We start from the raw sequence: 12,897 nt of genomic DNA on the forward strand, positions 1-12,897 counted from the left end.
ATATGAACACAGTGTTCGCTAAGGACTCTGTTTTCATGCGAGGCCTTGATATGGTGGCCAACGCCGCGGTACTCACTCTACTTACAGCAGTGTGCAGCATCCCGTTGGTCACCATTGGGGCCGCGCTATCGGCTTCCTACGAAGCTGCTTGGGCGGCAAAAGAAGGTCGAGGATACCTGCTTCGCACATATTTCTCGGCATTTAAAAGAAACTTCCCAGTTGCAACGGCCATATGGTCAGTGCTCGCCGCAACTGGATTGATGCTCATTGCTTTATGGCTTTTCACTACCAGCATGGCTGCGATGATAGTGAAAATCATGCTAACGCTGCTATGGCTCATCATCATGGTCTGGGCTTGGCCGTTAACGGCACGCTTCGAAAACTCAGTGATGGCTACTTTACGCAACGCGCTACTGTTCGGTGGCACATCGCCGTTTACGACTTTGGTTGCTCTTATCATTCCAGCCATCGCAATCGGACTAACAGTGGCCAGTCTGCAATGGCTTCCCAAAGGATTGTATCTATTGCTGATACTGGGCTTCGGCATAGTGGTACAACTGCAAATACCACTGTTCGAACATGCACTAAAACCCTATGTAAATAAGGTGGCCGCATAGCAGCAAGCAAGTTTCCAAGCTTTTGAGCAAATACAATAAAGCTCAATCTTTCGGGCGGTAGCAGTGCTACCGCCCATTTACGTTTTCATTCGCATTTCGTATGAACCGCATGACACTTTTCTCTTTAAGGCATCGAGATGGTGACGTTTTCTTGGACTTCCCGACCGGGAGGAGAACCCCCTTATGGCAAAGTGCAGCAGGGAGCAGCGTGACAGGGCCGTGGACCTGTACGTCAGATACGAGCGCTACGCCGCGGACGTGATCCGCGAGCTCGGCTATCCCAGCAGAGGGATGCTGCCGGTGTGGTACCAGGAACGCCTCGAGGAGGAACGCACCGGCGTCCCCTCCAGGCGCGGCGAACGCTACAGGCGCTACACGGACGAGCAGAAGCGGGCCGCGGTGGACCATTACCTCGGACACGGCAGGCGTCTGAAACGCACCATGCGCGCGCTCGGCTATCCGAAAAGCCATGAGCTGCTCACCGCGTGGATCGACGAGCTCGCTCCCGGCCGACGCAAGCTGAGGCACGGCCCGGTTCCCGAGGAATTGAAGCGGAAGGCGGTGGTCGCGGCCGCGTCCGGAAGGTCGGAATCACGCGATGCCGCCGCCGGACTGGGCGTGGAGGCGTCCGTCGTCGGGAAACTGGAAACGGCAGATGCTCGCCGGATCCAAGGAGACGCACGTGACGAAGACACCTGGAGAGAAGCCCCCGACGGCCGGGGAAGGGAAAACCAGCGTGGAGCCCTCTACGCCGGCGGCCCGCGGGACGCGGCCGGCCTGGCGGACGCGGTGGCGGCGCTGGAGAAGAGGCTGGCGGAGACGCGGACCCGTCTGGACGAGTTGGACGCCGATGTCGAGCGGCAGCGGCGGGAGAAGAGGGAACTGGACATCGAGATCGCGATCCGGAAGGGCACGTTGGAGCTGTTGGGAAAAGAGCCGGGCGCAGACCCGAAAAAGCCCGGCCAGCCGAGAGAAGGCCGTCCTCGTCAAACAGACCAGTGAGAGGCTCGGCGTGACCGCCGGAAGCCTGCTGCCCGTGGTCGGCATCGCGCGCGGCACGTACCATTACCAGCTCAACGCCATGAAACGTCCCGACAAGGACTCCGGTCTACTGGAGCTCGTGCGCGAGGCGTTCGAGAACAGCAAGCGCGGGTACGGGTACAAGCGGGTCCACCTGGAGCCGGAAAGCATGGGCGTCAGGGTATCGGCGAAACGGGTCATGCGGCTGACGGCCAGGCATGGCCTGGCGCCCCTGTTCAAGAGCGCGAAGCGGTACGGCTCATACAAGGGCGAGCCCGCCAAGGCGCCGAAGAATCTGGCGGACAGGGATTTCCACGCCGAGCGTCCGAACCGGCTGTGGATCACGGACCCGGCCGGGTTCTCGATTCCCGCGGGCAAGGCCTATCTGTCGCCCGTGATCGACTGCCACGACGGGCTTCCCGTCGCGTGGACGATCGGCACCAGCCCGAACGCGGCGTTGGCCAACGGCATGCTCGCCGACGCGTGCTCCACGCTCAGGGACGGGGAGAAGCCGATCATCCATTCCGACCGTGGCTGCCGCTACCGGTGGCCCGAGTGGATCCGCATCTGCAAGGAGCATGGTCTGACGCGTTCGATGAGCGCGAAAGGCTGTTCTCCGGACAACGCGGCCGCGGAGGGGTTCTTCGGCCGTCTCAAGCAGGAGTTCTTCCATAAGCGGAGCTTCGCGGGCGTTGCCTCGCGAATCCCATTCGGACCCACCGGAAAGCATTGCGGCCTTTTCAACGACCGAAAGTTCTTCGAGTTCCATTAGCTCTCCCTTGCACTAAGTATGTCGCAAACCCGCTTCGTCAGGTCTGTCTTGCTCGGCTTCACTGTGGTTTTTCTTGCGATTTTCCCGCTGCCGCACCGCGCTGCATCGTGCCGTGCCGCACGCAGGTTTTCGCCGCTAGTTTGATTGAACCAGCTTTTGTCACACCACCACTGCCGTATTACACAACCTGCCGTTTTGCACGCACAATCGGATATCCCCAAACTGATTTCAGAATCAAAGGAACTCACATGGCAGATAGCACTCTGTTTGGAATTGGCATCTGATCGACGACGTCGACCCAGCGCACGATTTTACCGCTCCCCCGCGCTTTCGCATGCGTTCCATACACACCACACGGCGTAGGAAATGAGCGGACAGATGGTGGCGGAAATAATCACGTCGGTCGGATAGTGCAAGCCGAGCAGTAGTCGCGAACAGGCAACCGCCACGACAAGCGCGACAGCGCCAATGATCGCCCTGCGGAGGAATACCCGTCTTCGGTTTGCACGCCCGTCATCTTCTCCGTCGGGGAAGCATTTGTGCGCGAAATTACGTACGGTAAGAATCATCATGACAGATACGATCACCGCGGCCGCCGTGTGACCACTCGGAAAACTTGGATCGCCCGGCAACAGGCCACTGCCGACGGACGTGATCGGACGGGGGCGTTCGACCAGCCATTTGACGCCGGTCACGTACAGTATTGGCGCCGCCGACACGACGACATCGCGGATGACGACGCGCCTACTGCCGGTAATACGCGAATCGATAGCGGCGAGCGCGGCAACGATTGCGATGCAGCCTGCTGTTGAAAACAGGTACGCAAGTACCGTGGAGCAGTCACGCAACCCTTCTGGCAGCGTCGCTAAAGTCTGCAAAATATTGGTTTCACGCATTGTTGCGATTGTCGAATTGCGCAGTGCGACGCCAATCATAGGCACAATGCCGCACAATATGGCGGTTGCGATTACCACAGCCACCGCTCTCGCGATACTTCCGTTCTTCACATGCATGATTCCAGTTAAGCACAGTTCACCGTGCCGTTGCCGTGTGTTCACATCCGGAGTATCCCCGAAAAACGACGGATTGTCCTTCAAGGTACTTCCACGGCTTCCCCGACACGCACGCCACGAACGGCTGGGCAACGCAAATATGGCATACCCGCACAGAAAATACCGGAACGATGCGAGAATCGAAGTTGGCGTTCAAAAAGAAAGGCAAGAAATATGACCGAACCGACAGCACTGACCATACGCCATATGAAAATCGAGGATTATCCGCTGGTATACGGACTGTGGACGCGATGCACAGGTTTCACTATGAGGGATATAGACGATTGCAAGGATGCAATAAAGACGTTTCTCAAACGCAATCCCGACACCTGTTTCGTAGCCGAGGACGATGGCGGAAGGATCATTGGCGCGATTCTTGCCGGCCACGACGGAAGACGGTCGCGCATCTACCACACGGCGGTTGACCCCGACGCGCGCGGTAGGGGCATTGGCTCGATGTTGGTGGGCCGTGTGGCTGAAACGCTTCGTACGATCGGTCTGCCGAAAGTCGCTGTCGGAGTGCCCGCAGACAACGATGCCGGCAACGATTTCTGGGAACGGCAAGGCTTTGCAGTCCGTGACGATTTGGTTTATCGGGAACTGCCGTTGTAATAACGAACCATCCACGATGCCGTGCACGTCGCCTCAGCCCACGTTGTTCGCGGACAGCGAGTAGAAGCCGCAGCATGCCGCCCCGCCCATGGACACGTAGGCAACGACGGCGGTGCCGCGGCCCAACGCGTTCATCGCGTGGCGCAGCAGCCACGCGTCAAGAGGGCCCCTGCCGCGATGGAAGTCCGAGAGGCCATCGATGGTGAATCGCTATTCGGACAGAAGACGCGGTCTGTGCGAGCGAACTATGCTTTGGCTAGCTTCTTGTGCCTGAGAGTGTAAACGGCATCGGCGGAATCGGCGACACGCTTGGAATGTGTCACCACAATGACACATTTACCGAGTTGATGAGCGGCATGACGCAAAAGATCAATCACCTCATCAGTCATTTCCGGATCCAGGCTGCCAGTCGGTTCATCCGCCAGAATCGCGCGACCAGGCGCCACTAGGGCGCGACCGACCGCCACACGCTGACGTTGGCCACCCGACAAGTGCATAATGTTGCGCTTCGATTCCTCACGGCTCAGCCCCAGATCTTCGAGGATCTTCATATCGGCCTTGGGATTGACCAGGCGCAGATTCTCTTCGGGAGTGAGATAGTCGATCAGATTATGGTCCTGGAACACCAAGGACACGTGCTCGCGACGGTGCTTTGAATAACCCGTCGCAGCTATATCCTCGCCCTCAAAACGGACCACTCCATCAGAGGGGGCATCCAGACCGGCCAGCAGGGACAACAAAGTGCTCTTTCCCGCTCCCGATGGGCCGGTTATCGCATACATCTTTCCGGATTCGAAATCTACGTTTACGTCCGAAAGAACGCGGATCTTCGCCGCGCCATATGAGTAATTGACATGGTCCAATTGCAGACAGATAGTCATGATTAATATCTCCTAACGCATAGAGGAAAGAATGGATTTCGGGGATTTGGCCAGCACTGCGGCGCACGACACGGCGAGCGCGATCGCGATGACCGCGCATCCGAGCAGCAGGATGAGCAGCGTCTGTTCTGGCGGCAGAGCCTCCACCTGCAATGATTCAAGAGGCGCGACTCCCGAATCGTGCAGCAGGAGCGAGGACACGTATCCAGACAATAGGGAACCCGTGCCCAGCGAGCATAGGGCGGCGACCACAGCCATGAGACCGGTTTCGATTGCGAACTGGGCGACAATCTGCATCTTGCCGACGCCGAGAGCCAGAAGGGTGCCTATCTCATGGATACGTGAGCGAATCCAGAAGACAAGCGCCATGCCCAGTACCAACACATCAGCCAAGCAAACGGACAGCAGCACCATACGGACCAGATCGCGCACCGTTTCCACCGACTGCAGCACGCCGGAAAGACGCGCCGAGTCATCGGTGACGCCATACTTGCTTCCAGCGATTTTTTTTGCTTGGGCCACTGCGGTGGAAAGAGCCTGCGGACTATCCGAAAGGCACCGGATCGTGCCGACCCGTTCCTCTCCAGTCAGCGCGGAAACCACTTGGGCACCCGCATAGATAAGATTCTCCGATGCATCTGATGGCATAGGGCTCTGTGCCTGTACATTGCCAGAGAAGATTCCGGCCACGCGAACGGTGGAATCGCGGTCTTCCTGACTGAGCCGGAGCGTTGATCCCACCGATAATCCATTCTCACGTGCGAAATCCCGGTGAATCAGTACATTCCGGCCATTACCTGAAATGTGGTGTCCTTGTTCCAACCGGTACAGACCGCTTTGGAACTCTTCGGACAACGAGGAGTCAGTAGTGCCCAGCACGCTGACCTGCGTGGATAGACCGGAATCCAGCCGAGGACCATGTTCGGGGACAACCGGATGCGCGCCATCCACCCCTGCCAAGGTCTTACGCTCGTAAACGGTTTTTCCTACACCGGGGATGCGCGAGAACCGGCTCGCTTCCTTTAGACTTGCAGGATTCTCGCCTGTGTCGACGGTAAAACCTATTCCCATGCTTCTGCCGATATCGTCGGACATCTTCTGAAGCGCCGTTGACACTCCGACCTGAGCCACAAGACTGGTGAAAACCATCAGCATCAACAGTCCGATGATTCCGCTGCGTACCGGTTTACGCACGATTGCCAGCGTGGCACGATTCCACACGTTCATGCCCGTCATCGCAGCTCCGACAGGCTTCGCGGCGACTTGCGCAGCATCGGTATGCACGATATGGCGACGCATACCAGCATCACCGCCAGCAGGCCGAGCGACACATACAGTACGGCAGTCGTGTCGATCGATACCGTGAGCGAATCCAAGGTACGAACCGACATATTGGATTCGAGATCGCCGCCAACCTGTCCCATGCTGCTCAGCTCCTTCGCCGCGGAGGCGTTCACGGAACGGAGGGCCGAGGTGCCAAGCCATTGAGCCACTCCTCGTGCGCACAACCATCCGAGGACCAGGGACGGCAGGCCGATCAGAATCATTTCGGTTAGATATTGGGCGATCAGGGATGGCTTGCCGATGCCGAGGGACACCAGTACGCCCATCTCCTGACGTCGGTCGTTCATCCACAGTAAGAGCATGAGACTGAGAACTATCACGGCCGAAATGGTCACGCCGATCAAAGCGCTGAGCATCATGGAACGCACACCTCGGGCGGCATTCAGCATGCTCGACGTATATTGGTCATTGCGCGTGATCTGGTAGTTGTTCCAATCCACTGGAAGCTTCTTCGCCGCTTCCATGGTTTTCTCCACATCGATGCCCTTGCCCAGAACGAAAGTGGCATCCTGATATATTTCCTTGCCGGCCTTGTACTGGTACAGAGTACTTGTAGTGTCCAAATCGGTGTACACAGTGTTGGAGGTGAGTTCCGCGCGGCTGGCTACCTTCCTATCGCTGTCTCCTTTGAATATTCCAACGATGGTGGTTTTGACGGTTGCCGTCGAATGCGACTCATTGTCGGCATCATATGGATTGGCCTTGAGCGTGAGGGTATCACCTACTTTAAGCCCATTGGCTTTGGCGAGATCCTCATGGATCATCGACATATGCTTATCGGATGCCTTTAGATGGCGTCCTTCGACCATGCCGAGCGTGTGCGACGTGAACACATTGAGTTTTGACGAATCGTTTGTGCCCATGACGTTGGCCGCATTGCCGAACTGCTGTTCTTTCTCCGCATCATAATCATCGCCGCCAGGGACCTTCACCACGCTGGCTCCCACGAGATCGGCGGTGGCGTTCTGCCTGACCATGTACGAGTCAACCCCGGACAGCTTCGAGATTCGTTGCACATCAGCGGGACGGACCATTCCGCCTCCGCGAGGTGTCAGCATGCTGCCTTGCAGGTTACTGGCCAGCACGAATCCGCCGACCGCCTGTTTCTCAATCTGTCCGGCCTCATGTTGAGCTGCCCGAGAAACTGCGGTCGCGGACAGCATACTCGCCGTTATGATGGTCAGCACAATGAACAGCACCGCAGTGCGTACTCGTTTTCTGAGCACATAACGCGCCGCCCGTGAGATGAATGTCATTAATACCCCCTGTAAAGCTGGGATCTTCTCATCCGAAACAATGAAATCTAATTCGATCCTTCGATTGGTCATTCGCTAAAATACATGGTTCACCTCAGAACATGGCAAGATATGCCTTGAGCGAAAAAGCGAAACAACATTGGTTGCATTATGCTCCGGGACATCGTTCGTTTTGTTCATTTAACAAACTTTGAACGGTCATAAAACAGTGCATATACCAATGGAGGCCCCAATCGAAATTGGGGCCTCCATCAGAGAGAAAGGAAGGAGTGGCAAGTATTGGTTATTTACTCAGTCAGAGTCTTAGCCTTTTCGTTGACGGCTTCAACCGTCTCGACCGTCTTGGCTTCCTCGTCGGAGACCTCACCGGCCGCGAGCTTGGCTTCGAGCTGCTCGACGATTTCGGCGTGCATCTTCTCGTTGATCTTCACCTTGAAGGCGAACACCAGCAGGCTGAGCACAATCAGAACGAGCGGCGTCCAGAAGGCGCAGACTTCGAAGGTGTGGATGTTCGCGGGGGTCATATCGGCTGCAGTGGCGCTGCCGGTCATACCTGCCGCGACGGCGATGAAGCCAGTGATGCCGTTCGACAGGGCGCCACCGATCTTGTCGAGCATCGGGCGGACGGACAGAGTGACGGCCTCGTTACGCTTACCGTTCTTCAGCTGGCCGTATTCGATGGAGTCGGTCAGGGAGAGGATGGCGGTCATCTGGATGAGCGTGCCCGGCACGTAGAAGAGCACCAGTGCGATGAACACTACGACGATGTTGGTGGAGAAAAGACCCAGCAGAACGTAAGCGACAATCATGGAGATCATGCCACTGATGTACAGGTAGCGGCGTGGGATGCGCTTGTTCAGAATCGGGTACAGCGGAGCCATGATGAGGCCAGCCACCAGTGCGATGACGCCGGTCGCGGAGTAGGCGGCCGGGTTGTCGAGCACGAACTTGAACAGGAAGAGGAGCACGCCGGTAGTGGCCACGTTGGCGATGGCGTACAGCAGGTAGGACAGGGCGACCCACAGCAGCTGGTCGTTCTGGAACAGTGCCTTGAATGCCTCGAGCGGGTTGCCGTTCTTCTGGGCCTTGGAACGCAGGGCGCTGGTGCTTTCCTTGGTGCCGAAGGCAACGGTCCAAGCAGTGATGATGCCGAGCAGCATAACGATGATGCCGAATGCGGTCCAGCCGCTCTGGCTTTCAGCCTGCTTACCGGTGAACATGTAGCTGAAGTAGGTGACAATCGGGATGACGAAGATAGTGATGCCGTTGTAACCGATGGAACCGGTGAAGGATCCCAGAGAGGTGTAGGTGGAACGCTCATGGGAGTCGGAGGACAGTGCCGGAATCATGCCCCAGTAGGAGATGTCACGCAGGGAGTAGAACACGTCGAGCACGACGAAGGTGATGACGAACAGCACGATGAACAGCGTGGTGTTGACATTCACCAGACCGAACATGCCGCTGAAGACGATGGCGAGCAGCACGGCCGAGACGGCACCGCCGATGAACTGCCAAGGACGGAAGCGTCCCCATTTGGTGGTGGTGTTGTCGACGATGTTGCCCAGCAACGGGTCGATGAAGATTTCTGCGATACGGATAATCACCACAAGGCTGGTGATGACGCCGATAAGCTTGGCCGCCAACGCCTTGTCGACGCCAGAGAACAGGCAGCTGGTCACGTACACAACAAAGTACGTGCTCATAGCGTTGTAGAAGGCAGCTTGACCCAAGTTACCGCATGCGTAGGCAATGCGCTGACCGAGCTTTCCCTTGCGGACTCCACCGTCCGCGGCTGTTGCGTTGCTCATTTTTTTCTTCTCCTCTAAGATAGTTGGAGCCGAGATCACCCATTGATCTTGTATTGCAACTATACGCCGTTTTATAAGCAGAAGTAAAAAACATTAGTAATCAAGGCTTTTGCCGGCGTGTTGCAACAGTTCCCATAATGCAAAACCTATCCGTCACCGACTTAAACACGTTTAACGGGAGTGCTTGAAAAACAGAGGAAACCGTGGCGGTAAATACGATTTGCTTTTTCGGTAAAAAACATTTATCCTTACTAGTAAAGGAAGTTTAGCTTCCGCATCATTCACAACGAAGTAATGAAAGAAAGCAGGGAAACATGACAAATCGTGTTGAGCATGCATCCGAGACGTGGCTGACCGACGCGACTGTGTTCGAGGTCAACCGCACGCCGGCCCATTCCAACCACAAGTGTTTCACGCATGATCCGCAGAGTGGTGAGTACTCCGATCTCACGCAAAGCCTTGACGGAGAATGGCGCGTCGAGATCGTACAGGCTTCCGACATCGACTTCAACGAAGAGCCATTCGTTGCCGAGAACTTCGATGATTCCGCTTTCTACCGCACCCAGGTTCCGGGCCATCTGCAGATGGCAGGCCTGCTGAAGAACAAGTACGTGAATATCCAGTATCCGTGGGACGGCCACGAGAATCCGCTGGAGCCGAATGTTCCGGAAAACAATCACGTGGCGCTCTACCGCAAGAAGTTCGTTGTGTCCAAGCGTCTTGCGGACACCAAGGAGTCCGGAGGAAGCGTCTCCATCGTCTTCCATGGAATGGCAACCGCAATCTACGTGTGGGTCAACGGCCTGTTCGCAGGTTACGGCGAGGACGGATTCACTCCCAACGAGTTTGACATCACCGATCTGCTGCATGACGGAGAGAACGTCGTGGCAGTCGCCTGCTACGAGTATTCCAGCGCATCCTGGCTTGAAGACCAGGACTTCTGGCGTCTGCACGGTCTGTTCCGCTCCGTCGAACTGACGGCGCAGCCCCACGTCCACGTCGAGAACATGCAGCTCGAAGCCGATTGGGACGCCGAGTCCGGCACCGCCTCTCTTGATGCCGCATTGTCCGTGCGCAACGCCTCCGATGCCGCTACCATCTCGGCCACGTTGAAGGATTCCGAAGGCAACGTGGTATGGGAGGCCTCGACCAACGCCGACACCAATACCACGTTCGCAAGCGGTTCCCTGCAGGGCCTCAAGCCGTGGAGCGCCGAGAGCCCATCTCTGTACGAACTTGAAGTCAATGTCATCGACCAGACCGGCGATATTGTCGAAGCCGTCGTTCAGAAGGTCGGCTTCCGTCGCTTCCGCATCGAAAACGGCATCATGACCCTTAACGGCAAGCGCGTCGTGTTCAAGGGCGCGGACCGTCACGAGTTCGATGCCAAGCGCGGCCGTTCCATCACCGAGCAGGACATGATCGATGATGTGATTTTCTGCAAGCGCCACAACATCAACGCCATCCGCACCTCGCACTATCCGAACCAGGAGCGTTGGTACGATCTGTGCGATGAGTACGGCATCTACCTGATCGATGAGACCAATCTCGAAACCCATGGCAGCTGGTGCCTGCCCGGCGACGTGGTCACCGCCGAGACTGCGGTTCCAGGAAGCAAGGCGCATTGGGAAGGCGCCTGCGTCGACCGCGTCAACAGCATGATGCGCCGCGACTACAACCACCCGAGCGTGGTCATTTGGTCCCTTGGCAACGAGTCCTACGCCGGCGATGTGTTCCGTGCCATGTACAAGCACGTGCACGACATCGATCCGAACCGCCCCGTGCACTACGAGGGTGTGACGAAGAACCGCGACTATGATGACGTGACCGACATCGAAACCCGCATGTACGAGCATGCCGATGTGGTTGAGGAATATCTCAAGAACGATCCGCAGAAGCCGTACATCTCCTGCGAGTACATGCACGCAATGGGCAACTCGGTCGGCAATCTGGACGAATACACGGCACTGGAGCGCTACCCGCACTATCAGGGCGGCTTCATCTGGGACTTCATCGATCAGGCAATCTATGCCACCCAGCCGGACGGCTCCACCCGTCTGTGCTATGGCGGAGACTTCGGCGACCGTCCGAGCGATTACGAGTTCTCCGGCAACGGACTGGTCTTCGCCGACCGTACTCCCGCGCCGAAGGCCCAGGAAGTCAAGCAGCTGTATTCCAACGTCCATATCGACGTGACCGATCGTTCGGTGTCCATCAAGAACGACAATCTGTTCATCTCGACCGGCGGATACCAGTTCGTGCTGCGCATCCTCGCTGACGGAGAGCCGGTATGGCAGTCCGAGCGTCGCTTCGACGTACCCGCCGATTCGGCATGCACGTTCGATGTCGAATGGCCGGTGGATCTCTATCGCGCCAATGCCAATGAGCTGGTGCTTGAAGTGTCCCAGCGCCTCGCCGAGGCGACCGATTGGGCTCCTGCCGGGTACGAACTCGCCTTCGGCCAGACTATTGTGGCCGGAACGAAGGCAACCGAAGACGCGGCTCTGCCTGCGGATGGCATCGTCACTGTTGGCCGTTGGAACGCGGGTGTTCAGGGTTCCGGACGAGAGATTCTTCTTTCTCGCACCCAGGGCGGTTTGGTCTCCTACACGTTCGACGGTCACGAATTCGTGCTGCGTCGCCCGGCGATCACCACATTCCGCGCGCTGACGGACAACGATCGTGGCGCCGGCCATGGATTCGAGCGAGCCCAGTGGATGGTGGCCGGCCGTTACGCCCGTTGCGTGGACAATGTCATCGAACAGGTCGATGAAGACACGCTCAAGGCCGTATACACGTATGAGCTTGCCACGCCGCAGCGCACCAAGGTCACCGTCGGATACACCGCCGATACCACTGGCCGTCTGAACCTGCATGTGGAATATCCGGGCGAGTCCGGCGAGCTACCCACCATTCCTGCGTTTGGCATCGAATGGACTCTGCCGGTCCAGTATTCGAACCTGAGGTTCTTCGGCGCTGGTCCCGAGGAAACGTACCAGGATCGCAAGCACGCCAAGCTGGGCGTGTGGAGCACCGATGCGTTCAAGGATCATGCTCCGTATCTCATGCCGCAGGAGACGGGCAACCACGAGGAGGTCCGTTGGGCGGAGATCACCGATGAAAATGGACACGGTCTGCGAGTCAGCCGCGCGAACGGTGCCGCACCGTTCGCTGTGAGCCTGCAGCCGTATTCCAGCTTCATGATCGAAGAAGCCCAGCACCAAGACGAGTTGCCGGCTCCAAAGCACATGTTCCTCCGTGTGCTCGCCGCACAGATGGGTGTCGGAGGCGACGATTCCTGGATGTCACCGGTCCACTCCCAGTATCACATCCCCGCCGATCAGCCGATCAGCCTCGATGTCGATCTCGAACTGATCTGACGATCGGATAGCGTGTCCCTCCTCTACTCCTTCCTGTGGAGGAGGGACGGCATCGTCTTACAAGGTTCCTTACCTTGGATTAACCGGTGACGATGCTTCATAGCGCGGAGGATGCGGATGGATTCATATTTTTCCGCATGCCGCATCCTCTGCTC

Annotated in this window: 9 protein-coding genes and 1 pseudogene; 5 read left to right on the plus strand and 5 right to left on the minus strand. The window is 57.5% G+C overall.

Annotated features, from left to right (window positions below):
* Window positions 1–2: 2 nt before the first annotated feature.
* From CE153_RS02055 to CE153_RS08950, 3 genes and pseudogenes are all read left to right on the plus strand, one after another.
* Window positions 3–617: a YesL family protein gene (locus CE153_RS02055; RefSeq protein ID WP_099571466.1), complete on the plus strand. Its 615-nt coding sequence runs from the start codon at window positions 3–5 to the stop codon at window positions 615–617.
* Between the two features lie 183 nt (window positions 618–800).
* Complete coding sequence (locus tag CE153_RS08945) at window positions 801–1,619, plus strand: hypothetical protein (protein WP_236824428.1); 819 nt, start codon at window positions 801–803, stop codon at window positions 1,617–1,619.
* Between the two features lie 7 nt (window positions 1,620–1,626).
* Window positions 1,627–2,409: pseudogene (locus CE153_RS08950) on the plus strand (IS3 family transposase); the annotation flags it as partial.
* Between the two features lie 311 nt (window positions 2,410–2,720).
* Here the strand turns inward: CE153_RS08950 and CE153_RS02065 are convergent.
* Entirely contained in the window at window positions 2,721–3,422 is a 702-nt protein-coding gene (locus tag CE153_RS02065; RefSeq protein ID WP_099594971.1) for a phosphatase PAP2 family protein, read from the minus strand.
* 213 nt (window positions 3,423–3,635) lie between these two features.
* On the opposite strand from CE153_RS02065, the gene CE153_RS02070 reads away from it, so the two are divergent.
* On the plus strand, window positions 3,636–4,073 hold the full coding sequence (locus CE153_RS02070; protein ID WP_099594972.1) for a GNAT family N-acetyltransferase: 438 nt from the start codon (window positions 3,636–3,638) through the stop codon (window positions 4,071–4,073).
* 245 nt (window positions 4,074–4,318) lie between these two features.
* On the opposite strand, the gene CE153_RS02075 is transcribed toward CE153_RS02070, so the two are convergent.
* The 4 genes from CE153_RS02075 to CE153_RS02090 all read right to left on the minus strand — a co-directional run bounded on the left by CE153_RS02075 (window position 4,319) and on the right by CE153_RS02090 (window position 9,362).
* Window positions 4,319–4,954 carry an ABC transporter ATP-binding protein gene (locus CE153_RS02075; RefSeq protein ID WP_099594973.1) on the minus strand — a complete coding sequence of 212 codons (636 nt, stop codon included), beginning with the start codon at window positions 4,952–4,954 and terminating at the stop codon, window positions 4,319–4,321.
* Window positions 4,955–4,966: 12 nt separating this feature from the next.
* Complete coding sequence (locus CE153_RS02080; RefSeq protein ID WP_099594974.1) at window positions 4,967–6,190, minus strand: ABC transporter permease; 1,224 nt, start codon at window positions 6,188–6,190, stop codon at window positions 4,967–4,969.
* Entirely contained in the window at window positions 6,187–7,554 is a 1,368-nt protein-coding gene (locus CE153_RS02085; RefSeq protein ID WP_099594975.1) for an ABC transporter permease, read from the minus strand. Before CE153_RS02085 ends, CE153_RS02080 begins: the two co-directional genes overlap by 4 nt.
* Before the next feature lie 287 nt (window positions 7,555–7,841).
* Window positions 7,842–9,362: a glycoside-pentoside-hexuronide (GPH):cation symporter gene (locus CE153_RS02090; protein ID WP_099594976.1), complete on the minus strand. Its 1,521-nt coding sequence runs from the start codon at window positions 9,360–9,362 to the stop codon at window positions 7,842–7,844.
* Between the two features lie 314 nt (window positions 9,363–9,676).
* Here CE153_RS02090 and CE153_RS02095 point away from each other — a divergent pair, with 314 nt between their 5' ends.
* The gene (locus CE153_RS02095; protein ID WP_099594977.1) at window positions 9,677–12,742 is read left to right on the plus strand and encodes a glycoside hydrolase family 2 TIM barrel-domain containing protein; all 3,066 of its coding nucleotides are present in this window, start codon (window positions 9,677–9,679) and stop codon (window positions 12,740–12,742) included.
* The last annotated feature ends 155 nt before the right edge of the window (window positions 12,743–12,897 follow it).

Origin of the sequence: Bifidobacterium sp. N4G05 (genome assembly GCF_002742445.1) — a bacterium.
Lineage (GTDB): Bacteria > Actinomycetota > Actinomycetes > Actinomycetales > Bifidobacteriaceae > Bifidobacterium > Bifidobacterium hominis.